Annotated in this window: 26 protein-coding genes; 10 read left to right on the plus strand and 16 right to left on the minus strand. The window is 64.2% G+C overall.

Annotation, left to right across the window (positions count from 1 at the left end):
* Nucleotides 1-73: 73 nt before the first annotated feature.
* Both BSY16_RS08755 and BSY16_RS08760 read left to right on the plus strand, forming a co-directional pair.
* Nucleotides 74-343 (plus strand): hypothetical protein, encoded by a 270-nt coding sequence (locus BSY16_RS08755; protein WP_150129906.1) that lies wholly within the window; start codon nucleotides 74-76, stop codon nucleotides 341-343.
* Nucleotides 344-401: 58 nt separating this feature from the next.
* Nucleotides 402-1184, plus strand: a complete 783-nt coding sequence (locus BSY16_RS08760) for a hypothetical protein (RefSeq protein ID WP_069061451.1) — start codon at nucleotides 402-404, stop codon at nucleotides 1182-1184.
* A gap of 2 nt (nucleotides 1185-1186) precedes the next feature.
* Here the strand turns inward: BSY16_RS08760 and BSY16_RS08765 are convergent, their stop codons facing one another.
* The gene (locus tag BSY16_RS08765) at nucleotides 1187-1789 is read right to left on the minus strand and encodes an amino acid transporter (RefSeq protein ID WP_069059302.1); all 603 of its coding nucleotides are present in this window, start codon (nucleotides 1787-1789) and stop codon (nucleotides 1187-1189) included.
* A gap of 217 nt (nucleotides 1790-2006) precedes the next feature.
* Between BSY16_RS08765 and ygfZ the strand changes: the two genes are divergently transcribed.
* The 5 genes from ygfZ (at nucleotide 2007) to BSY16_RS08790 (ending at nucleotide 5936) form a co-directional block, all read left to right on the plus strand.
* Nucleotides 2007-2852, plus strand: a complete 846-nt coding sequence (gene ygfZ / locus BSY16_RS08770) for a CAF17-like 4Fe-4S cluster assembly/insertion protein YgfZ (RefSeq protein WP_069059303.1) — start codon at nucleotides 2007-2009, stop codon at nucleotides 2850-2852.
* Nucleotides 2853-2896: 44 nt separating this feature from the next.
* Nucleotides 2897-3478 (plus strand): YfbR-like 5'-deoxynucleotidase, encoded by a 582-nt coding sequence (locus BSY16_RS08775; RefSeq protein ID WP_286157212.1) that lies wholly within the window; start codon nucleotides 2897-2899, stop codon nucleotides 3476-3478.
* Nucleotides 3479-3480: 2 nt separating this feature from the next.
* Nucleotides 3481-4014: a tyrosine phosphatase family protein gene (locus BSY16_RS08780; RefSeq protein WP_069059305.1), complete on the plus strand. Its 534-nt coding sequence runs from the start codon at nucleotides 3481-3483 to the stop codon at nucleotides 4012-4014.
* Nucleotides 4011-4988, plus strand: coding sequence for an NUDIX hydrolase (locus BSY16_RS08785; protein ID WP_069059306.1), 978 nt, complete (start codon nucleotides 4011-4013; stop codon nucleotides 4986-4988). The genes BSY16_RS08780 and BSY16_RS08785 overlap by 4 nt, the downstream gene beginning before the upstream one ends.
* Nucleotides 4989-5093: 105 nt before the next feature.
* Nucleotides 5094-5936, plus strand: a complete 843-nt coding sequence (locus BSY16_RS08790; protein WP_069059307.1) for a mechanosensitive ion channel family protein — start codon at nucleotides 5094-5096, stop codon at nucleotides 5934-5936.
* Here the strand turns inward: BSY16_RS08790 and BSY16_RS08795 are convergent, their stop codons facing one another.
* The 5 genes from BSY16_RS08795 to BSY16_RS08815 form a co-directional block, all read right to left on the minus strand.
* Nucleotides 5937-6455, minus strand: a complete 519-nt coding sequence (locus BSY16_RS08795; protein WP_069061452.1) for a superoxide dismutase family protein — start codon at nucleotides 6453-6455, stop codon at nucleotides 5937-5939.
* Between the two features lie 69 nt (nucleotides 6456-6524).
* Nucleotides 6525-7430 (minus strand): carboxylating nicotinate-nucleotide diphosphorylase, encoded by a 906-nt coding sequence (nadC, locus tag BSY16_RS08800; protein WP_069059308.1) that lies wholly within the window; start codon nucleotides 7428-7430, stop codon nucleotides 6525-6527.
* A gap of 39 nt (nucleotides 7431-7469) precedes the next feature.
* On the minus strand, nucleotides 7470-9068 hold the full coding sequence (locus BSY16_RS08805) for an L-aspartate oxidase (RefSeq protein WP_069059309.1): 1599 nt from the start codon (nucleotides 9066-9068) through the stop codon (nucleotides 7470-7472).
* A gap of 87 nt (nucleotides 9069-9155) precedes the next feature.
* Nucleotides 9156-10235 (minus strand): quinolinate synthase NadA, encoded by a 1080-nt coding sequence (gene nadA / locus BSY16_RS08810; RefSeq protein ID WP_069059310.1) that lies wholly within the window; start codon nucleotides 10233-10235, stop codon nucleotides 9156-9158.
* 169 nt (nucleotides 10236-10404) lie between these two features.
* Entirely contained in the window at nucleotides 10405-11640 is a 1236-nt protein-coding gene (locus BSY16_RS08815; RefSeq protein ID WP_069059311.1) for an MFS transporter, read from the minus strand.
* Nucleotides 11641-11939: 299 nt separating this feature from the next.
* On the opposite strand from BSY16_RS08815, the gene BSY16_RS08820 reads away from it, so the two are divergent.
* Nucleotides 11940-12932: a magnesium transporter CorA family protein gene (locus BSY16_RS08820; RefSeq protein ID WP_069059312.1), complete on the plus strand. Its 993-nt coding sequence runs from the start codon at nucleotides 11940-11942 to the stop codon at nucleotides 12930-12932.
* A 35-nt stretch (nucleotides 12933-12967) separates the two neighbouring features.
* Here the strand turns inward: BSY16_RS08820 and vapC are convergent, their stop codons facing one another.
* From vapC to recO, 7 genes are all read right to left on the minus strand, one after another.
* Entirely contained in the window at nucleotides 12968-13366 is a 399-nt protein-coding gene (gene vapC / locus BSY16_RS08825; protein ID WP_069059313.1) for a type II toxin-antitoxin system tRNA(fMet)-specific endonuclease VapC, read from the minus strand.
* Nucleotides 13366-13599 (minus strand): type II toxin-antitoxin system VapB family antitoxin, encoded by a 234-nt coding sequence (gene vapB, locus BSY16_RS08830; RefSeq protein WP_069059314.1) that lies wholly within the window; start codon nucleotides 13597-13599, stop codon nucleotides 13366-13368. The genes vapC and vapB overlap by 1 nt, the downstream gene beginning before the upstream one ends.
* A gap of 81 nt (nucleotides 13600-13680) precedes the next feature.
* Nucleotides 13681-14526 (minus strand): MOSC domain-containing protein, encoded by an 846-nt coding sequence (locus BSY16_RS08835; RefSeq protein ID WP_069059315.1) that lies wholly within the window; start codon nucleotides 14524-14526, stop codon nucleotides 13681-13683.
* A gap of 79 nt (nucleotides 14527-14605) precedes the next feature.
* Entirely contained in the window at nucleotides 14606-15259 is a 654-nt protein-coding gene (locus BSY16_RS08840; protein WP_069059316.1) for an HD domain-containing protein, read from the minus strand.
* 36 nt (nucleotides 15260-15295) lie between these two features.
* Nucleotides 15296-18184, minus strand: coding sequence for a DUF2339 domain-containing protein (locus BSY16_RS08845; RefSeq protein ID WP_069059317.1), 2889 nt, complete (start codon nucleotides 18182-18184; stop codon nucleotides 15296-15298).
* 97 nt (nucleotides 18185-18281) lie between these two features.
* Nucleotides 18282-18791 (minus strand): PaaI family thioesterase, encoded by a 510-nt coding sequence (locus BSY16_RS08850; protein ID WP_069059318.1) that lies wholly within the window; start codon nucleotides 18789-18791, stop codon nucleotides 18282-18284.
* Entirely contained in the window at nucleotides 18788-19552 is a 765-nt protein-coding gene (gene recO / locus BSY16_RS08855; RefSeq protein WP_069059319.1) for a DNA repair protein RecO, read from the minus strand. The genes BSY16_RS08850 and recO overlap by 4 nt, the downstream gene beginning before the upstream one ends.
* Before the next feature lie 350 nt (nucleotides 19553-19902).
* On the opposite strand from recO, the gene BSY16_RS08860 reads away from it, so the two are divergent.
* Entirely contained in the window at nucleotides 19903-20637 is a 735-nt protein-coding gene (locus BSY16_RS08860; protein ID WP_069061453.1) for a L,D-transpeptidase, read from the plus strand.
* 3 nt (nucleotides 20638-20640) lie between these two features.
* On the opposite strand, the gene BSY16_RS08865 is transcribed toward BSY16_RS08860, so the two are convergent.
* Entirely contained in the window at nucleotides 20641-21003 is a 363-nt protein-coding gene (locus BSY16_RS08865) for a glyoxalase/bleomycin resistance/dioxygenase family protein (protein ID WP_069059320.1), read from the minus strand.
* Nucleotides 21004-21068: 65 nt separating this feature from the next.
* Complete coding sequence (locus tag BSY16_RS08870) at nucleotides 21069-21557, minus strand: SRPBCC domain-containing protein (protein WP_069059321.1); 489 nt, start codon at nucleotides 21555-21557, stop codon at nucleotides 21069-21071.
* A 72-nt stretch (nucleotides 21558-21629) separates the two neighbouring features.
* On the opposite strand from BSY16_RS08870, the gene BSY16_RS08875 reads away from it, so the two are divergent.
* Nucleotides 21630-21953 (plus strand): ArsR/SmtB family transcription factor, encoded by a 324-nt coding sequence (locus BSY16_RS08875; protein ID WP_069059322.1) that lies wholly within the window; start codon nucleotides 21630-21632, stop codon nucleotides 21951-21953.
* 30 nt (nucleotides 21954-21983) lie between these two features.
* On the opposite strand, the gene bla is transcribed toward BSY16_RS08875, so the two are convergent.
* The gene (bla, locus tag BSY16_RS08880; protein WP_069059323.1) at nucleotides 21984-22877 is read right to left on the minus strand and encodes a BKC/GPC family carbapenem-hydrolyzing class A beta-lactamase; all 894 of its coding nucleotides are present in this window, start codon (nucleotides 22875-22877) and stop codon (nucleotides 21984-21986) included.
* Nucleotides 22878-22986 lie beyond the last annotated feature (109 nt).

Genomic DNA, 22986 nt, shown 5'->3' on the forward strand with positions numbered 1-22986 from the left:
TTCAGCAGCCAGTGCCGTTTTGGGAAAAGGCTGCTAAGGTCGTTAACAGTCGAGTAAGAACTGAATGCCGCGCATGGACCGATCAATGGAACCTACTCTCAACGATATCGACGAGATGATCGTACACGAGAAGATGCAGGCCGCTCTGGAATACCAGAACGAAGCCTGGGCGGACGGCATGGCGGACGGTATTGAACCGGAAATCATCGCCGACGCGGCCATCGCGCTCGCCTTGCGCGAGACGATTCGCACGCAGGGCGAACGCGGTGCGGAAGCCATGCTTGATTCGCTGCGCGATCGCATGCTGGCCGGAGAATTCTCCCCCGAGCGCATCCTGCAATAGAGCAATTCCAGCGGAATTGCGTTTAAAATGCTCCAGGCTGGGAAGACAGGTCATGCAGATGTCGGCTGACGGCAAAAAGCTGTTTTACAGCGGCCTCATCGTATTGTCGGTGCTTTCTGGAACGACGGCGCTGACCGCGACCGCGCGCCCGGCCTTTGCCCTCAGCGAACTGAAGGACGAACAGGGCCAGGTGCCGCAGAAGCCGGCCGAAGGGGAAAAAGCGCCCCCCGTCGAGACCGAGGAAAAAGACCAAGAGACCGGCCCGCTCGAACTGCCCATGCCCGACCCGCTGATTCGCCGGAACCAGGCGGTGACCGAGCCGGCGGACAATGAACCCGCCATCGACGACAAGACCGTCGAAGAGCCGGATGTGCCGGTCGAGTTGATCTACGACATCAGCAAGGCGCCGGAACCCGTGCGCCGCATGCGCGAACTGATCGTCGAGGCTGCCGCCTCCGGCGATATCGAGCGCCTGCGCCCCCTGCTCGGCAAGGGCATGACCGAGACGCAGGTCTCGATGGTCGAGACCGAGGAAGGCCCGGTCGAGACGCTCAAGGGTCAGTCCGGCGATCCGGAAGGCATCGAGGTGCTGGCAATCCTGCTCGACGTGCTGGCGACCGGCTTTGCCCATGTCGGCGCGGGCACGCCGGAGGAAATGTATGTCTGGCCCTATTTCACCGAAAAGCCCCTCGCCGGCCTGACGCCGCCGGAAAAGGTGGAGTTGCTGCGCATCGTGACGGCCGGCGATTTTGCCGAAATGCAGGAATTCGGCAGCTATAATTTCTATCGTGTCGGCATCACGCCGGACGGCCAGTGGAAATTCTTCGTCACCGGCGAGTGACCCTATAGTACGTCCAGCCATGCGTGATCCGGATGAGCCCTTGCGATTGCGGCTCTCAGCCAGCGTCGTTGCGCCGTGTCGAGCTTCTGCAGCGCGAGCGCAAAATCGGCCTCGTCCTTCTCCCGCTGGTATTTAGCCTTGAAAAGCAGGATCGCCTCCGGCGCGAGGTAGGGAATGCCGTCGCTGCTGTTCCACACCATCTCGCTGCGTAAACGCCGGATCGAGGCATCGCGCTTGTAGACCCAGATATCCGGCGTGCCGTCCTCCAGCATCATGTCGACACGCCAGCGACGCGCTGCAACATCCTCGCACCAGACCTGTGCGATCTCGGCAGGCGGCAGCGCCTGTGCAGCAAGCGGCTCGACATGGCCATCGCCCACCGCATGGAAACGCAGTCCCGACAGGGCCGTGCGAAACAGCTCAAAGTCATCGCGCAGGATGGTGAATTCCAGATCCTCATGCGGCCGCGTCTCGACGCCATGCCAGAGATCGAGCGCCCAGCCGCCGACGACGCACCACGGCCGCGCGCTACCGGCAAGCCGGCACGCGAGTTCCGCCGGATGCCAGGCGGACCAGGCGTCGTGTGGCAGGGGCGCTGGTGTCATGATGTTTCTGCCTCGCTCTGGTGGGGCTCCCTTCATAACCATCCCAAGGTTCCGGACAAGAGAATAGGGCAGATGACCAACAGGGCACCGGTCGCTGTGGCAAGAGCCCCGTGACCTTGCGAAAGCGGCCGGGCCATTCTACTTCTGTCTCAACGGGTGCGATGGTGCACCGCCTGCCGCCGGCTGGCGCCGGTGCGCGAAAAATCTGGATCGAATCATGCCTTCCGTCACGCTTTCCGGCCGCGCCTTTCTCCGCCTTTCCGGCAAGGATGCCGAGACCTTCCTGCAAGCACTCATCACCACCAACCTGCCCGACCTGCCCGACGGCGAGGTCCGCCCCGGCGCGCTGCTGACGCCGCAGGGAAAGATCCTGTTCGATTTCCTGATTCGCCGCGACGGCGCGGACGCCTTGCTGATCGAGACGACCGAAGACCAGCGGGATGCACTTTTGAAGCGGCTCACCATGTACAAGCTGCGCGCCGCGGTCGATCTCGCCATCGTCGGCGATGGCGATGTGACGATCGCCTGGGACGACGTTGAAGCCGATGCACCACGCGACGCCCGGTTTGCCGGGGCCGGCCGCGATGTCTCGCGCCGCCCGGGCGCCGGCGGTAGCGACGATCCGGCGCTTTACGACACGCTGCGCATCAGCGCCGGCATTGTGGAATCCGGCCGCGACTATGCGCTTTCCGATGCCTTCCCGCACGATATCATCCTGGACCTCACCGGCGGCCTGTCCTTCCGCAAGGGCTGCTATGTCGGGCAGGAAGTCGTCTCCCGCATGCAGCATCGCGGCACCGCCCGGCGCCGGCCCGTCATCGTCAAGGGTGATGTCGCCCTTCCCGAAACCGGCACCGAGCTTTTCGCCGGCGGCAAGCCGATCGGCACGCTCGGCAGCGTCTCCGGCGCACTCGGCCTTGCCATCGTGCGTATCGACCGCGCGGCCGACGCCATGCAGAGCGGTACGCCGATCACTGCCGACGGTGCGCCCGTGGCGCTCGAACTCCCCGCCTGGACCGGCCTTGCCTTCCCGCAAGAAGCTTCGGAGGTGCCGGCGCAATGAGCGGAGCGACGCGCGTGAAGACGGAGCCTCGCGCCTGGCAGCGCATGCTGTCCGGCCGCCGCCTCGACCTGCTCAATCCCTCGCCGCTCGACATCGAATTGTCCGACATCGCGCATGGCCTTGCCCGCGTCGCACGCTGGAACGGCCAGACCAACGGCGACCATGCCTTTTCCGTGGCGCAGCATTCGCTTGTCGTGGAAACGATCTTCCGCCAGCAGAACCGCTGCGATGCCGGCGAATGCCTCATCGCTCTGCTGCACGATGCGCCGGAATATGTCATCGGCGACATGATTTCACCCTTCAAGGCCGTCGTCGGCGGTGGCTACAAGACGGTGGAAAAGCGGCTGGAGGCAGCCGTCCATTTGCGCTTCGGCCTGCCATCATCAACGCCCGTCGCGCTGAAGGCAAAGATCAAGAAGGCCGACCAGGTCGCCGCCTTCTTCGAGGCAACGGAACTGGCCGGCTTTTCCCATGCCGAGGCCGTCAAATTCTTCGGCGCGCCGCGCGGCATCACGCTCGATATGATCGACGTTGCGCCCCTTCCCGCCATCGACGCGCAGCGCCGTTTTGTCGAGCGCTTCGAGGCCCTGGACCGCGGGCGCGGCCCCCTCGCCGCGACGGTGTGACCATGGACACGATCGTAGTCGCACCGCTTGGAAAAATCGCCGAACTTGCCGTCCGCCACCGCTGTCGCGAAATGCTGAGCCTTGTTGCCCCGAAACAGGGCTTTCATCGGCCGGCCGTTATCGCCGCCGAGCGTCACATGATCCTTGGCGTCAACGACATTGCCTTTGCCGGCACGGGAAACCTCGTCGCGCCTGGCGAGGAGCATGTCACCGCGATCATCGGCTTTGCCCGCGGCTGGGATCGCCAGGCGCCGCTGCTCGTCCATTGCATGATGGGGGTCTCCCGCTCGCCGGCGGCAGCCCTGCTCGCCGCGCTGGCCGTTGAGCCGGATCAGGACGAGCATGAACTGGCACAGCGCCTGCGCCGCGCCTCCGTGCAGGCGACGCCGAATGCCCGGCTGATCGAGATCGGCGACCATGTGCTTTCGCGCGGTGGCAGGCTGATTGCCGCCGTCAAGGCGATCGGCCGTGGCGCGAACTATGTCGGCGACAGCCCGTTCACCTTCTCCGCCGTGCCGGAGGCGGTCGTGCGATGACGGAAACCAGCGCTCGCCCGCCGGTCGAAATCGGCCTCAATGCGGCGGTCGTCGCGATTTCCGGTCGCAGCCCGTGCATTCTTGCGATCGGCCGTGACGGCACGGATGGTCGCGACGCCCTGCCCTTCGGCCCGTTCGATCCGCAGCAGCACCGCACCTTCGAGACGAGCCTGCGCGCCAGCGTCGAGGCGCAGACGGCGCTGAAGCTCGGCTATATCGAGCAGCTTTACACATTCGGCGACCGCGGCCGCCAGAAACTGCCGGACGAAGCCGGCACGCACATGGTCTCGGTCGGTTATCTCGCCCTCACCCGCACCGACGCCGAGGCCAACGAACGCCTCGCCGAAACCGGCGCGGCGTGGCGCGACTGGTACACGTATCTGCCCTGGGAGGACTGGCGACAGGGACGACCGGCGGTCATCGACCAGTTGATCCTGCCGGCGCTGAAAAACTGGGCTTCCGAACTGATCAATACGCAACGCGTTCCCCCCCTGCCTTCGCCGCGCAACCGGATGCGCCTCGCCTTCGGCCTGGAGGATTTTCCATGGGATGAAGAACGTGTCCTCGAGCGCTACGAACTGCTCTACGAGGCCGGCCTTGCCGAAGAGGCCGTGACGGATGGCCGTGCCCAATCGTGCGGCACCGCACCCGGCATTGCCATGCGGCACGATCATCGCCGAATTCTTGCAACCGCCATGGCGCGCCTGCGCGGCAAGATCAAATACCGCCCGGTGATCTTCGAGTTGATGGCGCCGGAATTCACGCTCACCGAATTGCAGGCGACCGTGGAGGCGATCTCCGGACGGCATCTGCACAAGCAGAATTTCCGCCGCCTGGTGGAGGGCGCCGAACTCGTTGAGCCGACCGGCGGCTCCACCGCCGCCACGGGAGGCCGCCCTGCCGCCCTCTTCCGCTTCCGACGCCGGATTTTCGAGGAGCGCCCGGCGCCCGGTCTCAAGGTCGGCATGCGCTGATAGCGGCGCAAAACCGCTTCGCGCTTTTACGAGCATTGCTTAAATCGGAACTTCTCCACGCCCCTGCCATTCCCCTACCGGCAACAACGATTGGGGAAAGGATCCATGGAACATCAGGCAACCGACATCATCGTCGCGACACGCGCGGCGCTGGCACAGGCGAGCGCACTCGCCGTGCAATACTCCTTCTCTATCCTGGGCGCGCTCTTGCTGCTCGTGCTTGGCTGGTTTCTCTCGCGGCTGCTGCATCGCTGGGCGCTGAGCGGGCTTTCGCGCGTGCGTGGTATCGATATCACGCTGGCGCATTTCTTCGCCAACATCCTGCGTTATGCACTGCTCATCCTCGTCTTCGTCACGGTCCTCGGCCAATTCGGCGTGCAGACGGCTTCGATCATCGCGGCACTCGGTGCTGCCGGTCTCGCCATCGGCCTCGCCCTGCAGGGCACGTTGCAGAATATCGCGGCCGGTATCATGCTGCTCGTGCTGCGGCCGTTCCGAGTGGGCGAATATATCGAGACGAAGGACGTGTCCGGCACGATCACCGAGGTCGGGCTTTTCGCCACCGAACTCAAGACCGGCGACGGTCTCTATCGCCTCGCGCCGAACTCGACGCTCTGGAACACGCCGGTCACCAACTATAGCCGCGAGCGCACCCGAAAACATGACCTCAAGGTCGTGGTGCCGAACGCGCTGGATATCGATGACGAGATCGAGCGCCTCATGGCCATTGCGAGCGAAGATCCAACAATCGAATCCGTGCCGCCGCCGCAGGTCTTTGTCGATAGTTTGGAAGAAAGCTCCGCGGTGCTGACCCTGCGCTACTGGGTTGCGACGCGGCAGTGGTTCAAGACGACCAAGGATATGAACCGCCGCGTGCGCATTGCCTTTGGCCAACGCCTTGCCGCAAGCGAACCGGAGCCCGACACGATGCAGGCTCCGGCCGAGTAGTTATTCGATCACGGCGCAGGCGAGCCGATCGCCTGCGCCACCTGCCGGGTTGGTCCGATAGTCGTCCGAACCGGCGTGCACGATCAGCGCGCGGCCGCGGATTCCGCGCTCGGCATCGTCGAGGCGCACCGTGGTGGTGTAGATTTGCGCACGCATCACGCCATCTTCGGCGACATACTGGTTCGGCAGGTCGCCGGCATGCGGTCCGGTTGCGGATGCAAAGCCGTGGTCCTTCTTATCCGGATTGAAATGGCCTCCGGCTGATTTATGACCATCGGCATGGTCGCAGGTGCCGGTCTCGTGGACGTGCAACGCCACCCATTTGCGCGGTTCCAGACCGGAAACCTCCACCTCGAACAGGACGCCGTCATTTCCGGCGGTCAGATGCGCGCGGCCGGCCTCCTTGCCGGACTGGTCCACGAAATTGGCCTGCGCGGTGTTCTTCGCCTGCTGGGCGAAAGCGGGTGCGCCCAGTGCCGCAAAGGTGCTCGCCGCGGCGGCGAGCGCAACGATCTTCAACATGATGCGTCCTTCCGATTGATTTCCTACGGAGCGGGAACGCATCGTGCGGTGGCGTGTTCCGCCCGATCACCTCACAACGACGTCAAGACCGATGTCGAGCGTCGGCGCTGCCATGGTGATCTTGGAGGTCGAGATATAGTCGACGCCCGTTTCGGCAATGGCGCGGATCGTCTTCAGGTTCACATTGCCCGAGGCTTCAAGCTTCACGCGACGCGGATCGGCGGCATAGGTCGCGTCGTTCAGGCCGGCGCAATCGCGGTTGATCTCAACGGCACGACGCAGCAACTCCGGTCCCATATTGTCGAGCAGGATGACGTCCGGCTGCGCCTCCAGCGCCTCCTCCAGTTCTTCCAGCGTCGTCACCTCGACCTCGACCTTGACGAGGTGGCCAGCGAAGGCGCGGGCGGCGCGGATAGCACCGGCAACCCCATGGGACACCGCGATGTGGTTGTCCTTGATCAGGATCGCGTCATCAAGGCCATAACGATGCGACGAGCCACCGCCCATGCGAACGGCATATTTCTCCAGCGCGCGCAGGCCCGGAATGGTCTTGCGCGTGCAGCAGACCTTCGCCGCCGTATGCGCTATCTCGTCGGCAAACCGCGCCGTATGCGTGGCAACGCCGCAGAGGTGCATGAGGAAATTGAGCGCCACGCGCTCCGCCGAAAGTACGGCTCGTGCGGGACCAGAAACACGGGCGATCACCGCGCCGGGAGCAAGCCGGTCGCCGTCCTTCACGAAGGCCTCGAAGTGGATCGCAGGATCCATCAGCCGGAAAGCCGCGCGGGCAAGATCGAGCCCCGCAACGACGCCATCCTCGCGCGCGTTCAATTCCGCCCTCGCCACGACATCCGGTGCAATCGTCGCCTGGCTGGTAATATCGCCCGCCCGACCCAGGTCTTCCGACAAAGCGGCACGCACCTGATCCTCCACCATCAGCGGCGAGAGGACGGGAAGATAGGGGGTGGTCATGGGCTTATCCTGCTTCGTTGTTTGATCGCGATGGCGCCGTTACGCCGCCGCCGTTTCCGAAAGGTCCGCAACCACCTTTTCCGCCTCTGCAAGCGTGAGGAAGGTGCGGTGCTTCCAGTTTGCCTTCTGCTCGGGAAAGTCCGAGCGGAAATGGCCGCCGCGGCTTTCTTCGCGCAGATAAGCACCCGTTGCGATGAGTTTTGCGGTGGTGACGATGTTGTGGAAGCGCATGCGGCTGTTTTCACGCTCCAATGTGGCGATCTCGCGGATGGCGGCTCTGAGGCCGTCACGGGTGCGGATGACGCCGACATGGTCGCTCATGATGCGGCGCAGGCGCGTCAGCGCGGGGCTGTCCTCGATGGTCACGAGGTCGTCGCTTTCGCCCGCGTTCTTGCCCCAGTCGTTGATCTTCGGCTCCGGCAGCATACCCTTGATGTTTTCCGCGATGCGCGCGGCAAAGACGACGGCTTCGAGCAGCGAGTTCGAGGCGAGGCGATTTGCGCCGTGCACGCCAGTGGAAGTGACCTCGCCGGCCGCCCAAAGGCCGTCGATCGAGGTGCGGCCTTCCGCATCCGTAAGTACACCGCCCATGTGGTAATGCACGGCGGGTACGACGGGGATCGGCTGCGTCACCGGGTTGATGCCGGCGGCCTTGCAGGAGGCGTAGACCGTCGGGAACATGTCGGGGAAATGGCTACCGACCGCCTTGGTGCAATCGAGGAACGCGCCGCGACCGGCCTGGACTTCGGCGAAGACACCGCGGGAGACGATGTCGCGCGGGGCGAGTTCGGCGTCCTCGTGGATATCCAGCATGAAGCGGTGGCCGGCGGAATTGATGAGATGGGCGCCATCGCCGCGCAGTGCCTCGGTGGCGAGCGGTGCGGGATCACGGCCGATATTGATGGCAGTCGGATGGAACTGCACGAATTCCGGGTCGGCGATGATCGCACCCGCGCGTGCCGCCATGCCGACACCCTGACCGCAGGCTTCCCACGGGTTCGTCGTGACAGCGAAGAGATGGCCGACGCCGCCCGAGCACAGCACCACGGCACGCGCCGGGAAATGCACGCGGTTCTTCGCCTGGCCGGCATCCGGCCGCGCCACGACACCCGAGATGAATCGGCCCTCGCGCACCAGCTCCTCGACGACATAGCCTTCCAGCACGCGGATGGACGGCGTGTTGCGCACGGCGGCGATGAGCGCCTCCATGATGGCCTTGCCGGCCATGTCGCCCTTCACGCGCACGATGCGACGCTCGGAATGGGCGGCCTCGCGAGAGAGCATGAGCTTGCCCTCGAGATCACGATCGAAGGGCACGCCATAATCGAGCAGGTCATGGATGCGCGCCGGGCCTTCGGAAACCATGAAGCGCGCCATCTTCTCGTCGACGATGCCGGCACCGGCTTCCAGCGTGTCGGCAACATGTTTGTCGAACGTGTCACCCGGGCTCATAGCGGCGGCAATGCCGCCCTGCGCCCAGGCGGAGGACGCGCCCTGGCCGATCGGAGCCGCAGCAAGAATGGTGACGGGACGCGGCGCAAGTTTGAGCGCGCAGAACAGGCCGGCAAGGCCGCCACCGACGATGACGATATCGTCGATGCCGTTCCAGGATTGCGGGCGGAAACTTTCAATAGGCATGTCTTACTCCTCCGACGCGCCGCCCAGCCTCCCTTCCGAGAGGCTAGCCGTGGGGCATTGAGGCCCCTCCTCCAGATCGAGGGCGGCCTACTGCTTCAGGTTCACCATCCGCTCGACGGCGAGGCGGGCGCGATCGGCGATTGCCGGGTCGACCAGAACCTCTTCCGTCATGTTCACCAGGCTGTCGAGGATCTTCGGCAGCGTGATGCGCTTCATGTGCGGACAGAGATTGCACGGCTTGATGAAATCGACGCCCGGCAGTTCCGCCTGGATGTTGGAGGCCATGGAGCATTCCGTGACCAGCAGCACGCGCGACGGGCGGTTGTCCTTCACGTAGTTGATCATGCCCGAAGTGGAGCCGGCGAAATCGCAGACGGCGATGACGTCCGGGTGGCATTCCGGATGGCCGATGATCTCGATGCCGGGATGGGCTTCCTTGTAGGACAGCAGTTCGGCCGCCGTGAAGCGCTCATGCACCTCGCAATGGCCCTTCCAGGTCAGTATCTTCTTGTTGGTCTGCTTGGCGACGTTCATCGCCAGGTACTCATCGGGAATGCAGAGCACTGTGTCGCTCTCCAGGCTCTCGATGACGGCGAGCACGTTGGACGAGGTGCAGCAGATGTCCGTCTCCGCCTTCACGTCGGCCGACGTGTTGACGTAGGTCACCACGGGCACGCCGGGGTAACGCTGCTTCAGCAGGCGCACGTCCTCACCGGTAATCGATTCCGACAGCGAGCAGCCGGCGCGCGAATCCGGGATGAGCACGGTCTTTTCCGGGTTCAGCAGCTTCGAGGTCTCGGCCATGAAGTGCACGCCGCACTGGATGATGATCTCGGCATCGACCTTGCCGGCGTCGCGGGCAAGCTGCAACGAATCCCCGACGATATCGGCGACGCAATGGAAGATTTCCGGCGTCTGGTAATTGTGCGCGAGAATGACGGCACCGCGCTCGCGCTTCAGCCGGTTGATGGCGGCGACATAGGGCGCATAGACCGGCCATTCGAAGGCGGGGATGAACTGCTTCACCTTCTCGTAAAGGTGCTCGGTCTCGCGGGCGATTTCCGGCGTGAAGGTGAGATCCGGCTTTTCGAGCACACCGAAGCGTTCCGCAGCAGTCAGCGGACGAACGACTTCGGCTCCTGCCGCATTCTGGGCCAGAGTGGTCATGAAACCCTCCCTTTCCGCCGCCTTCCCGCGGCCTCGCCATTTTGCTCAATTTGAGCATAACAGCTGTAAAACAAAACCGGCATGGGCCGGTGGTTCAGATTTAGAAACTTTTATGACGGTTTGCAAGAAGCGCCGCCCGAATTCCTTTCGTGCGGCGGCATCATTTTTTTCAGGCCATTGCCGGGCGCAGGACACTCTTTTCCTGGATCGGCCAATGCACGATCGCAGCAAAGATGCCGAGCGCCACGCCGAGCCACCACACCGGATCATAGGTGCCGAAGTGGTCGTAGAGGTAGCCGCCCATCCAGACGCCGAGGAACGAGCCGACCTGGTGCGACAGGAAGACGATGCCGCCGAGCAGGCCGAGATGCTTGGTGCCGAACATGATGGCGACGAGCGCATTGGTCGGCGGCACGGTGGAGAGCCAGAGCAGGCCCATGACGATGGCGAAGATGATGACCGAGGCCGGCGACTTCGGCAGCAGGATGAAGGCCGACACCGCCACCGAGCGGGCGATGTAGATATAGGCCAGGAAATACGGCTTCGAATAGCGCTGGCCGATGACGCCGGCGGCAAGCGAGCCGATGATGTTGAAGAAGCCGATCAGCGCCAGCGCAATCACCGCATAACGCGCATCGATGCCGAGATCACCGAGATAGGCCGGAAAATGCGCGGTGATGAAGGCGACCTGGTAGCCGCAGACGAAGAAGCCGGCGACGAGCAGCAGATAGCTGCGATGGCCAAGCGCTTCCTTCAGCGCCTCGCCGATCGTCTGCTTGTATTCCGTGGCGGAGGTGATGCCGGAGGAGGAGTTGCCGCGCAGCGGAATGGCGATCAGCGGCACGAGAAGCATCAGGATGCCGAGATAGACGAGGCTGTCCGACCAGCCATAGGCGCTGATGAGGCCCTGCGACAGCGGCGCGAACAGGAACATGCCGGCAGAACCCGCCGCCGTGCAGATGCCGAAGGCCATGGAGCGCTGCTCGGGCGTGACGTTGCGTGCGAAGGCGGACAGCAGGATGCCGAAGGAGCCGGAACCGACGCCGAGGCCGACCAGCACGCCGCCGCCGATATGCAGCCAGAGGGGCGAGGTGCCGAGCGACATCAGGAACAGGCCGAGCGCATAGACGAGGCCGGAGACCAGCAGCACGCGCCAGGTGCCGAACTTGTCGGCGATGGCGCCGAAGAACGGCTGGCTGACGCCCCAGGCGAGGTTCTGGAACGCCATGGCGAGGCCGAACGTCGTGCGGTCCCAGCCGGTATCCTGCAACATGGGCAATTGGAAGAAGCCCATGGCCGAGCGTGGGCCAAAGGTCAGCACGGCGATCAACGAGCCGGCAATGATGATGGGCCAGGGCATGGGCCGGCTTGCGGTGGGGGCCGCAGCGATGGATGGGGCGGACATAGGCTTCTCCGAAATATGGACCCGGAATCTATGTCCAGCCATCAATTAACAAAAGCGAATTTAATTGACCAAGCAATCAGCCGGATTGATGAAACAATCTGATTCCGCCGATGGCCCGATGTGCTTGACGAGACAGCATTTTGGGCGCATGTGCACCCGCGGTGTCACAGGACGCCAATTAAACCCGGATAAGATCAATGGACCCCGACAGTCGACTATCGAGAGCGATCGAGCGACCTATCCGGTAGGAGGCTACGGCCTTGCTCCGGATGGCGAGAATGCCCTCAGAGGAGCGAAACATGCTGCAAATCTATGCCCGCAAGGCTGACCGCTTTTGCCTGCGCGAAATCTCCAACCCCGCCATCGAGCAGGCGATCGCCCCTGCCCTCTGGTATGACCTGCTCAGCCCGACAAATGAAGAAGTGAAGGACGTCGAGGCGGCCCTGCGCATCTCCATGCCGACGCGGGAAGAGATGGAAGACATCGAACTGTCCGCCCGCCTCTACCAGGAGGATGGCGCGGCCTTCATGACGATGACGGCGCTGACCAATCTCGACGGTGACGAGCCGACCAAGATGCCGGTGACCTTCATCCTTCGTGGTCCGACGCTGGTGACGGTGCGCCATGCCGAGGCAAAGCCTTTCGTCACCTTCTGCAACCGGGCCCTGCGCGGCAATGGCCACAGCTACGAGACCGGCGAGGATGTCATGCTCGGCGTCATCGAGGCTGTCATCGACCGCATGGCGGACGTGCTGGAACGGCTCGGCAACGAGATCGACGGCATTTCGCGCGAAGTGTTCCGCAGCAAGAAGGGCCCGTCGCGCAAGAAGACGCGGGACCTCGAAGCGCTGATCGAACAGCTCGGCCGCAAGGGCGATTTTTTGAGCGGCGTGCGCGAAAGCCTCGTCAGCATCTCGCGCCTCGTCGCCTATCACGCTGCGCTGGAAACCCCGACGCGCCGGCCTTCGAAGGAAATCCGCCAGGTCGTCAAGCTCGTGCAGCGTGATGCCGTCTCGCTCGGCGACCACGCCGCGTTCCTGTCAGGCAAGATCAACTTCCTGCTCGACGCGACGCTCGGCCTGATCAATCTCGAGCAGAACCAGATCATCAAGATCTTCACGGTCGCCTCGGTGATCTTCCTGCCGCCAACGCTGGTCGCGTCAGCCTATGGTATGAACTTCGAGCTGATGCCCGAGCTGCAATGGCACTTCGGCTATCCCTACGCGGTCGGCCTGATGATCATCTCCGCGCTGATCCCGTTCCTGTATTTCAAACGGCGCGGCTGGGTTTAGCGCCTTAAAGAGCATGTCCTGCGTGTCAGGGTCGATTACAGCCAGTTTTCGACCCTGACACCCGGCATACGGACAAACTCCCGCAGATTGTTGGTGACGACGATCAACCCCTCGCTGCGGGCGTGGCCACCGATCTGCATGTCGTGGGGACCGCAGGGCGTGCCGGCTCGTTCCAGTTCGGCACGAACCTGGCCGTAATGTGCCGCAGCCTTGTCGGCAAATGGCAGGATCTCCAGCCGCGCCACGAAGTGCTCGATCGCCACAAGGTTTTCAGCGCGGCGGGCGGACTTCTCTGCGCCGTAGTGCAGTTCTCCAAGCGTAATGCTCGATATGCAGAGCTGCTCGGCGAGCGCGTTGAATTTTTCGCGCACCGCCGGCGGGTAGGTCTTCATCACGTAGATGCAGATGTTGGTGTCGAGCATATAGGTCAGCATCAGAAGGCTTCGCGCTCTTCCGCTACCGGCTGCTCCCGTTCGCTCATGAAATCGTCGCTGACGCGCGGCCCATTCAGGAAGAGGTCGTCCCACCTCTGGCCCTGCGGAACGATGACGCGGCTGCGGCCGATCTTGAGGACGTCAACCAGATGCACATCTTCCGGAAAGGCGACGGCCTTGGGAAGACGCACGGCCTGGCTGCGATTGCTGGTGAAAACGGTCGAATTGGCCATGCGCCCTCTCCCTGTGATATCCCATTGGGATATACATAGGAGTCGGAGGCGAAAAACGCAAGAACAGACGCCCTCTGGAAGTTAAGCCCTGATCTTCATCGGCCAGCGTGCGGTGCGCGTCTTCGTCACGCGCACCGCATCGCCGAGCCGGATTTCGCCTTCACCGCGCGGCACGGCGTTCCAGCCAAAGAGCACGCCGGGCACGCGGCGGTCGGCGGACATGCGCTTTTCGGCGAGGCCCTGGATGGGGTTGCCGCCGATGCGTTCGCCGGTCAGTTGGTCCTGCGTCGTCATGATGCAGCGGGCGCAGGGTTTGACGAAGTCGAAGACGATATCGTTGATCTCGATCGCCTCCCAAAGATCTTCCGCCCAGGGCTCGTCGCAGGTGACGAGGATGTTGGTGCGGAAGCGGTCCATGCCGACGGGCTCCTGGCCCTTGGCGGCGAGCGTCCTGTTGAGATCGGCGAGCGACCCGGTCGTGGTGACGAGGACGGGAAAACCATCGGCAAAACCGACCGGCGCCGGCTCGCCGGCCCAGTCCTCGCCCTCGGCACGCCTGGCCGCCGCATCCATGTGCACGAGTTTGACGGGACGAACGAACCACTCCGAGAGCGTCTCGTTGACCGCCTCGTCGGCGACGGCAGCACTCACCGGGCTGTCCCAGATGGTCACGTCGAGGCGGTCGTCCGGTTCGAAGCTGGCGAAGAGCTGGCGGCCCCCCATTTCGAGATGCAGGCTTTCCCCCACCGCCGTCGCCTCGACGCGGGCAAGCGCCTGGAGTTCGCGCTGGGTGATGAAGCGGCCGTCGGGCTCAACGATCATGTAGCGCCGGTCGCCGGCAAGACCGTCGAAGCGGACGCTCGCGCTTTCGACCGGGATGGCGCGGCCGCTCTTCAGCGGGTGGATGTTGAGGCCTTCGACCTTCATTGCAGCGACCTTTCCTGAAATTTCGATTCAACGCGCTGCCGAACCGATTCAATCCGGCGGAACAAAAGCATGTTTTTCTTCAGATTTCATCCAGCAGCATGTCGCGGATCACCCGCAGGCGCTGAGTGCGCTCCCCGGCCATGCGCGCGCCCGTCGCCGTCTGGAAGCCATCCGCCAGCTTGAACAGCTTCACTTCGAAATGGTCGATGGCGAAGGCCTTGTCGTCGAGCGGGCGGTTTTCGGCAAGCGGGTCCATGGGATCGTACAGACCGCTGCCCATGCGTCCGGCAATGTAGAAGCAGCGCGCAGCACCCACCATGCCGATGGCATCGAGCCGATCGGCATCCTGCACGGTCTTCGCCTCCAGCGTTTCCGGCGCGATGTTGGCGGAAAAACTGTGCGTGAGGATGGCGTGGGCGACGGCTGCCACGTCCGCGTCGTTCCAGCCTTCGGCGGCCAGCAGGCCGGACGCCTTTTCGGCGGCGAGGCGCGAGGCCTCGGCCCGGTGCGGCGAATTCTTTTCGACCGCCACGCAGTCATGCAGCAGGACGGATGCGGCGAGCAGACGCAAGTCGCCACCCTCTTCAGCCTGGATGCGGCGGGCGTTCTTCCACACGCGGATGAGATGGGCGGCATCGTGCGAGCCGTCATCGGCGGCAAAGGCCTGCGGCAACAGACGTTCGGCAAGGCCCCCGAGAGGCTGAAAGGCGGCGGCGAGGCAGGTGAAGGACATGGGCAATCCAGATGTGGTTGCCCATGACCTAACCCGTCACGCCTCTGCGTTCAATTCCGCCTTTTCGCCCGTCCCGGACTTTCCGGAGAGGATCTTTTGATAGAACAGGCCGATGCCGATCAGCACCGCGCCAAGGCCGATGAACGACAGGGCCCGCAGGATGCCTTCGAGGTTCGCCATGTCGATGAGGAAGACCTTGATCACGGCGATCAGCACGAGGCCGGCCGACGCCAGGCGGATGCTCTTGGAATCGACCTTGGACCCGACCACCAAAAGCAGCACGCCGAGCAGCAGCCAGACGACGGAATAGGTGTAGGTCTCCGGCTGGAGGAACCCCTTCCAGTCGGCAATGCCCTCGCCGTGCCAGTAGCGCCGAACGCAGAGCGTGACCCAGGCGAAGACGAGCGCAACGCCGGTCAGCGCCAGCATGATGACATAGGGCAGCGGACGACGATTGCGCGCATACCAGGCAAGGCCGCCATAGGCCACGCCGGGCAGCAGGTAGCCGATCAGCAGGAGATCGAGGACCGGCCATTTGCCGAGCAGTTCGCCGGTGAAATACGGATTGAGGCCGATGAAATGGGCGCTCAGCACCGACAGGACCGACAGCCCGCCGACCACCATCGAGCCATAGCGGAAAACGGGGCTCGGCGACTTCAGATCGAGCGACATCATGATCGCCGAGGCGCCGATGACGAGCAATGTATAGGTCGCCTGTTCGCCGAGCGTCGGCACGGAACTGTCGAGCATGCCGCCATTCATGCCATGGCGCACGAGGATCGCCGCGGTCAGCAGCACGAAGAGGCTGGCGAGTGCCTGGATGAGGTTGCGGATACGCTCGCCCGGCCAGCGACGAAGCTCGAAGGCAGAGATTGCGAGAAGCACTGCAGGAATGCCGTAGCCGGCGAGAAGCTGGTTGAAGACCGGCGTCTTCGACAGGTTCGCCGCACCGACGATGGTTGGTTCCCAAGCGATGCGGCCGGCAACGACGGCCGCTGCACCCGCCAACAGCCAGGGCAGCACCGGCCAGCCACGCATACGCGTTGCGAAGACGGCGGCCGCGCCGAGCACCATGAGGCCGAGTGTCGTAGCGAGGCCATCCGTCAGCGCATGCAGCGCCAGGACGAGGAAGGCGAAGCCGCCGGCGGCCAGCGCCCATTGCGGAATGAAAAGACCATCCTCCTCCCCTCGTTCGCGCGAAAAGACCTCCGCTGCGGCGAAGAAGACGAGGCCAAGCAAAGTGGCCAGCAGGCCATGCTTCAGGTCGAAGGAGAGATTGCCGAAATTGAGGAAGCTGATGGCGAGGATCGCGAAGGGCACGGCGGGGGCCAGCAGGCTCCAGAGCGCCGCGAAAGCGCTTGAGCCGGCCATGCGCAGCCGTACCCCCGCAAGAGCGACGGCGGAATAGGCGACCGCGAGAACCAGCAGCAGGTTGACCGGCACCGAACCGAGAGCCGCCACGGGCATAGTGCCTTCCGCCATCGGTGGCGCGGGAATGACGCCGTCCAGCGCCGGCAGCGCGAGACCGCCGAAACCGTCGATCAGCACGCCACCCGGCAGGTTTGCCATCGCCACCACGCCGGCGACGGCACCGACCGCGGAAAGGATTGCCGGATAGATCGCCCAGAAGCGCAGGGCGCCGAGCACCGCCAGCGCCATCACGACGATGGCGAAACCGTAATCTGCGCGCGGAAGTGCCGGCACGGCACTTGCCAGCAGCAGTGCCGGGAAGACCAGGGCAAGCGCACCGGTCAGCGACACGGCGACGGCGGGCGGGGTAAACAGGCGGTCCAGCGGACCGGCAGAGGCGGCACCGGCCGGCACCGGCATGTCTTCCTCCGCGATGTTGCCCGGCCAGAGCAGGCCATGGCCAACGGCCAGCACCAGCAGCGCGACCAGCACCGGCAGGACCTCGACCTTGTCCGCCGCGGACAGGTAGAGCACGGCCCAGAGCGCCATGCCGGCATTGGCGAGCGCCGGCACGACCTGCCAATGGCGGATGCGGGAGGCGGCAAAGGTGGCAAGCCAGGCGACGCTCAGGAAACCGAACAGGCTCCAGGCGCTCGGCTCTTCGGTGGAGACGAGCGCGGGCGTCAGCATGGAGGCAAGCAGGCCGAGGCCGGCAAGCGCCTGCCCGTGCAGCAGCGACAGACCGATGGTCGCGAAAGAAACGGCGGCCAGAAGGACGAACGCCGCCACCGGGCCGACATAGCCATAGAATTCGTAGGAGACGTAGGTGACGGCAAAGAGCGTGATGGCACCGGCGGCCGTCAGCACACCGGGGATCATGGCGTTCTGGAAGGCATTGGCGATGAGCGGCTGGGTGCGGCGGCGCACGAACTCGCCGATCGCCATCAACACGAGGCCGAAGATCGCCGCAAGCGACAGCCGGACGGCTGGGCTGAGCAGGCCGGCTTCGATGGAATACTTGACCATGAAGATACCGCCGAGCGCCAGCGCGATGCCGCCCACCCAGACAGCCCAGCGCGCGCCGATGCGGCTTTCGAAGCTTTCCTTCGGCTTAGCTGCGACGGCAGCAGCAGCAGGAACAACGACGCCTTCAGCCGTCTCGTTTGCCACAACGGCATCCGTCGGCGTCGCCGGCGTCGTGCCGCCGAAGATCGACCGGCCTTTTTCCACTTCGTCCCGCGCGCCGCTCCAGGGGCTCGTAAACTCGGTTTGCGCCGGCGCTTCGGTCACCTCTTCCCGCGCTGCCTCCGACGTCTCGTCAGGCGCCGCCTCGATTGCCGCCGTCGCCGCCGCTGCGGCTGCCTCGGCCAGAACAGCAACGTCACCCGCCTTCAACGCCTCGACCTCGCGCTTCAGGCGCATCACCTCTTCGCCGATCTTCTGCGCGCTGTTGCGCGATGCATTGAGGGTGTAGAGGGCCAGGCCGATGGCGACCAGGGAGAGGATTTCCAGCATTGCGACTCCAGCACGGCAGTATCCGGGCGGCGAGACTACCCGGTTTTTTCCAAACGCCAAATGGGGTTACGTTTCAGGCCGGCATTCTCTTCGCTTGTCAGCGTGTGAGATTTTCGATCGGGAAGATGGCGCAGGTTTCCGTGCCATGGGCGAGCAGCTTGCCGTTGCCGTCGCGCAGCCACGCCTCGGAGGTCGCGATGGTGCGGCCGCGGTGGACGATTTTTCCCTCGCAGAACACTTCGCCCATGCCGGGCAACACGGGGCGCACGAGGTTCAGCTTGAATTCGATGGTCGTGTAGGCTTCGCCCGGCTTGATGACGGAAAAGACGGCGCAGCCAAGCGCCGAATCCATCACCGTCGCCGTCCAGCCGCCATGCACCGTGCCGAGCGGGTTGAGGTGATCGACCGATGGCATGCCGGCAAAGACGACGCGGCCATCTTCCACCTCGGTCATGCTGAAGGCGAGTGTCCTGGCCATCGGCGGCGCCGGCAGATCGCCGGCAAGCATCGCCTGCAACACCTTGAGCCCGCCGTCACGCTTCACCACGTCAAACGGCAGCGTGCCGATGCCGCCGACCGTCAGGCCGGGATAGATTTCGACCGTCATGCGCTCGCCTCTTTCGGTTGATCGTGTCCTGGCATGTTCAGCGCCTTCAGCGCCGCCTGTACGAAGCCGTCGCGGGCACTGGCAAGCTCCAGCCCGCGTGGTTCGCAGACATGCCGGTTGAGGAAGAAGGCGGTGAGCCGGAAGCCATCCGCGAGGGCGGCGGCATCGGCGGCGTGTCGGCTCTCGTCACCGAGGAAGGCAGGCAGTGCCAGCATCTTGTCGGCCCAGGGCGCGCCGGCCTCACGCGACACGGCACGGCCGGATTTCGGCGAAACGTAACAGAGGTTTTCGCGCGTACCGGTGGCGGCGCATTCGAGCAGGCCGAGGCCGAAGCCGAGGTCGTTCAGCACGGCAAGTTCGAAGCGCACGAAGAGTTCGCCGGCATCGGCCGGCTCGTGCAGATGATCGAGGATGACGGCCAGCGTATTGTAGAGATGGGGATGCGGATCACGCTCGGGCAGGAAGCGCAGAAGTGCCGCCATGGCCTGCACGCCGTAGACGGCAGTTGCCGTTTCCATCAGCCGGCCGGCGCGCAGTTCCAAAGGTTCGATGCGGAATTCGCCGAGATGTTCATCGAGCCGCGCCCGCCAGGTGACGTCCACGGAATTGCCCGGCTGTAGTACCGGCTGCATGGTTCGCGAGCGGCCGCCCCGCACCATGCCGAGATGGCGGCCACGGTCGCGCGTCATCACCTCGACGATCACCGATGTCTCACCATGGCGCCGCACGCCCAGAACGATGGCTTCATCACTCCACTGCATGGCCAAGCCTTACGCCCTCGGCCGGTTGGGAGCAAGCGGGAGCTCTCTTGCACAACCCCCTCATCCGACCCTTCGGGCCACCTTCTCCCCGGCGGGGAGAAGGGAAACGTGAAGCCACCGATCTTCCCCTTCTCCCCTCGGGGAGAAGGTGCCGGCAGGCGGATGAGGGGGCGGTCCTGAAACATGGCCGCGCCTCATGCGGCGGAACGACGCGTGGCCCGATCGCCACACCTAAGCCCTTGCCATAGTTTCGCTTTCTTCTCGCCCTGCCGATGCCCGCTTTGCCTTCGAAGAACCGCCCAAAGGCCGCCAAGGCCGAAACTGAAATCGAAATGACAGGTGCCCAACTCATGTGTGTGTCCCGCATCCGCGCTTGCGCGGCTCTCCGTTCCCTCGCTCTCCTTGCGCTTGCCGCCACGCTTGCAAGCTGCGTCACCACCGCCAAACCAGTGAAGAAGAAGGGGCCGGACCCGATGCATGTCGCGATGTACGGGCCGCATCCGGAGGAGCGTTTCCCGCTGCCGGCAATGGATATCAGCCGGGTGGATCCGCAATATTTCCGCCAGCTGGTGGCCTACCAGACGGTGGAACCGGTCGGCACAATCGTCATCGATACGCAGGATCGTTTCCTCTACCTCGTGCAGGATGGCGGCATGGCAATGCGCTACGGCATCGGCGTCGGAAAGGCGGGGCTGGAATTCGAGGGTGGCGCGCGCATCGGCCGCAAGGCGGAATGGCCGCGCTGGACGCCGACGCAGAACATGATCGCGCGCGAGCCGGAGCGGAACCTGAAATGGGCGGCCGGCATGGAGCCGGGACTGACCAACCCGCTCGGGCCGCGTGCGCTCTACCTGCACAAGGACGGCAAGGACACGCTCTTCCGCATCCACGGCACATCCGAGCCATGGTCGATCGGCAAGGCGGTATCGAGCGGCTGCATCCGGCTGTTCAACCAGGATATCATTGACCTCTACGGTCGTGTGCCGACCGGAAGCCGCGTCGTGGTGCTCCAGCATCAGACGCCGGCGCATGAGCCCGTGCCGATGGCCGCCGCCGACGGCCTGGTGCCGCCGGCAGCAATTTAAGGCTTACCAGGCGTCTGGCTCGCGCACCATGTGCACGATGTTGGCCGGATTCATGATCCAGCCGCCGCGAAAACCTTCGCCGAGATCCTCGACGGCATCGCAACGCACGGCGCCGTTTTGCTCGAGATGGCCAAGCGCCACCGCGTGATCCGGCGTGAAGAGCTCGAGCCAGACTTCCGCCTTGCTGTAGTTCGGCGCTTCGTCGATCCACAGCCGGTTCGGCCCCAGTTCGAAACCCGTGGCCGGTGCCTTCTCGGCGAACGGTTTCAGGCCGACGACGTCGCGATAGAAGGCGATCGTCGCCTCGTACTGGTGTGACGGCACCTTCATGGCGATATTGATGCCGCCTTTGATTTCCGTTGTCATGATGCTCTCCTTGTTCTTGCGCAATTCCGAACGCGAAACCGCTGCACACGTTCGCTGGAATTGCCCTAGGTGAAATCCTGCTGCTCTGCGGCGACAACGCCCTTGAGTTCGCTCGGGTAATAGCCGTCGCGCAGGTTGATGCCGTATTCGACATAGGCCTTCATGCAGGCGAGCATCTGCGACCAGCCCTCGCAGTTCATGTACGAGGATTTCTGGCCGCGTTCGTTTTCGCGCCAGCCTGCTTCGGCGATGGTCACCATCGTGCCGCCGTCATCGAGCTCCTTGAAGCGCATCTCGACGCGCGTCTTGTAGGGCTCCTCGCCCTCCTCGATCATGGCGTCCCATCGAAAGGCGATGAGCGCGTTCTCCTCGACCTTGTCCACGATGACAGGCGCCATGTTCCACCAGGTGACTGTGGTGCCTTCGACGAGCGGACCGCTCGCACCGCCGATCGTGGTGAAGTAGCCGCTCAGCTTTTGCGGATTGACCACCGCGTCGAAAACCTCGGCGACCGGTTTGCCGATCCGCCCGTTCACACGAAATTCCAGCGTCATGCCGTCCTCCTTCGGGGCGATTGCGCCCTCCTCCGTCTTGTACCCGGACAAAATATGTTATAAAAACATAACATGTCAAGCGAATCGAAAGAAGACGCCATCTTCAAGGCGCTCGCCAATGGGAAGCGGCGGCAAATGCTGGACGCGATCAAGCACGCGCCGCTGACGACGGGCGCACTGTGCGAAAAGTTTCCGGAGATGGACCGCTGCACGGTCATGCTGCACCTGAAGGTGCTGGAAGACGCCGAATTGGTCATCCCGCGCCGCGAGGGCCGCGAGCGCTGGAACCACCTCAATGCCCTGCCGATCCAGGCGATCCATGACCGCTGGATCAGCCAGTATGCCGGCCATGCGATGAATGTGCTGTCGGCGCTGAAGGGCGACCTGGAGGCGTGAGGCGCCGCAATCTGCAGCGCCTCGCGAAGATCAGACTTCGGCGGCGATGCGACCGATCTCGGCGATGACGGCATTGCGCTCGTCGCCGGAAATACCGGGCATTTCCACGAAGGCGCTGACGATGATCGCACCGCGGTTCGGCGACCAGCCGATGGCGACGTCATTGGCGTTGCCGGCCTTGTCACCGTTGGTGCCGGTCTTGTCGCCGGTCATCCAGTCGGCGGGGAAGCCGGCACGCAGCCGTGTATCGCCTGTCTTGTTCATGACGAGCCAGGCGGCGAGCTGCGCCTTCGAGCGTGGCGACAGCACATCGCCGAAGATCAGCTTGCGCAGCGTCTCGACCATGGCGACCGGGGTGGTCGTGTCACGTTCGTCGTCCGGCGTTTCGTGATAGTTGAGCGCCGGCTCCGTGCGGTCAAGGCGCGTGATATCGTCTCCGAAGCCGCGCAGGAATTCCGTGACCGCCTTCGGACCGCCGGAGGCTGCCAGCAGCAGGTTGGCGGCGGCATTGTCGCTGAGCGTGATCGTCGCCTCGCAGAGTTCGGCAATCGAAATGCCATCGCCGCCGACGCGTTTTTCCACCACCGGCGCCCAGTCCACGAGGTCAGATTTTTTGACGACGATACGACGGTCGAGCGCTTCTTCCTCACGGTCCACGCGAGCGAGGATGTGCCCGGCGAGCAGCGCCTTGAAGGTACTGCACATCAAGAAGCGCTCGTCCGTGCGGTGGCCGAGCCGGGCGCCCGTCGCGAGATTAAGTATGGCAACACCAAGGCGGCCGTCGTGGCGCGCTTCCAGCTCCGCCAGCCGCTTTTCCAAGGCGCCACCCGCCGCAGCAGCGGTGCCGCCGGCAAAGGCGGAAACCGCGGGAACAGCAAGCAAGGCGCCGGCAATCGCCTGCCGGCGTGAAATCGTCATCGTCATATCCATTTTCCTGTCTGTCGTCGCCGGAAGCGCATCGCACCTTGCCGGCCCGTTCGAGCCCGCCCGTGCCGCAATATGCAAAAGCGCATGGCCTAGAACAAACGACGAT

The organism is Sinorhizobium sp. RAC02 (assembly GCF_001713395.1).
Lineage (GTDB): Bacteria > Pseudomonadota > Alphaproteobacteria > Rhizobiales > Rhizobiaceae > Shinella.

Excerpts from the sequence above, each read along its gene's own strand:
- nadA (WP_069059310.1), bottom strand. The coding sequence starts at position 10,235 with ATGACCACTCTGGCCCAGAATGCGGCAGGAGCCGAAGTCGTTCGTCCG.
- ygfZ (WP_069059303.1), top strand. The coding sequence starts at position 2,007 with ATGCCTTCCGTCACGCTTTCCGGCCGCGCCTTTCTCCGCCTTTCCGGC.
- BSY16_RS08755 (WP_150129906.1), top strand. The coding sequence starts at position 74 with ATGGACCGATCAATGGAACCTACTCTCAACGATATCGACGAGATGATC.
- BSY16_RS08765 (WP_069059302.1), bottom strand. The coding sequence starts at position 1,789 with ATGACACCAGCGCCCCTGCCACACGACGCCTGGTCCGCCTGGCATCCG.
- vapB (WP_069059314.1), bottom strand. The coding sequence starts at position 13,599 with ATGGCCAATTCGACCGTTTTCACCAGCAATCGCAGCCAGGCCGTGCGT.
- BSY16_RS08805 (WP_069059309.1), bottom strand. The coding sequence starts at position 9,068 with ATGCCTATTGAAAGTTTCCGCCCGCAATCCTGGAACGGCATCGACGAT.
- BSY16_RS08780 (WP_069059305.1), top strand. The coding sequence starts at position 3,481 with ATGGACACGATCGTAGTCGCACCGCTTGGAAAAATCGCCGAACTTGCC.
- vapC (WP_069059313.1), bottom strand. The coding sequence starts at position 13,366 with ATGCTGACCTATATGCTCGACACCAACATCTGCATCTACGTGATGAAG.
- BSY16_RS08875 (WP_069059322.1), top strand. The coding sequence starts at position 21,630 with ATGTCAAGCGAATCGAAAGAAGACGCCATCTTCAAGGCGCTCGCCAAT.
- BSY16_RS08760 (WP_069061451.1), top strand. The coding sequence starts at position 402 with ATGTCGGCTGACGGCAAAAAGCTGTTTTACAGCGGCCTCATCGTATTG.
- BSY16_RS08790 (WP_069059307.1), top strand. The coding sequence starts at position 5,094 with ATGGAACATCAGGCAACCGACATCATCGTCGCGACACGCGCGGCGCTG.
- BSY16_RS08840 (WP_069059316.1), bottom strand. The coding sequence starts at position 15,259 with ATGTCCTTCACCTGCCTCGCCGCCGCCTTTCAGCCTCTCGGGGGCCTT.
- BSY16_RS08865 (WP_069059320.1), bottom strand. The coding sequence starts at position 21,003 with ATGACAACGGAAATCAAAGGCGGCATCAATATCGCCATGAAGGTGCCG.
- BSY16_RS08815 (WP_069059311.1), bottom strand. The coding sequence starts at position 11,640 with ATGTCCGCCCCATCCATCGCTGCGGCCCCCACCGCAAGCCGGCCCATG.
- nadC (WP_069059308.1), bottom strand. The coding sequence starts at position 7,430 with ATGACCACCCCCTATCTTCCCGTCCTCTCGCCGCTGATGGTGGAGGAT.
- recO (WP_069059319.1), bottom strand. The coding sequence starts at position 19,552 with ATGCAGTGGAGTGATGAAGCCATCGTTCTGGGCGTGCGGCGCCATGGT.
- BSY16_RS08820 (WP_069059312.1), top strand. The coding sequence starts at position 11,940 with ATGCTGCAAATCTATGCCCGCAAGGCTGACCGCTTTTGCCTGCGCGAA.
- BSY16_RS08845 (WP_069059317.1), bottom strand. The coding sequence starts at position 18,184 with ATGCTGGAAATCCTCTCCCTGGTCGCCATCGGCCTGGCCCTCTACACC.
- BSY16_RS08860 (WP_069061453.1), top strand. The coding sequence starts at position 19,903 with ATGTGTGTGTCCCGCATCCGCGCTTGCGCGGCTCTCCGTTCCCTCGCT.
- BSY16_RS08785 (WP_069059306.1), top strand. The coding sequence starts at position 4,011 with ATGACGGAAACCAGCGCTCGCCCGCCGGTCGAAATCGGCCTCAATGCG.
- BSY16_RS08775 (WP_286157212.1), top strand. The coding sequence starts at position 2,897 with ATGCTGTCCGGCCGCCGCCTCGACCTGCTCAATCCCTCGCCGCTCGAC.
- BSY16_RS08870 (WP_069059321.1), bottom strand. The coding sequence starts at position 21,557 with ATGACGCTGGAATTTCGTGTGAACGGGCGGATCGGCAAACCGGTCGCC.
- BSY16_RS08850 (WP_069059318.1), bottom strand. The coding sequence starts at position 18,791 with ATGACGGTCGAAATCTATCCCGGCCTGACGGTCGGCGGCATCGGCACG.
- bla (WP_069059323.1), bottom strand. The coding sequence starts at position 22,877 with ATGACGATGACGATTTCACGCCGGCAGGCGATTGCCGGCGCCTTGCTT.
- BSY16_RS08835 (WP_069059315.1), bottom strand. The coding sequence starts at position 14,526 with ATGAAGGTCGAAGGCCTCAACATCCACCCGCTGAAGAGCGGCCGCGCC.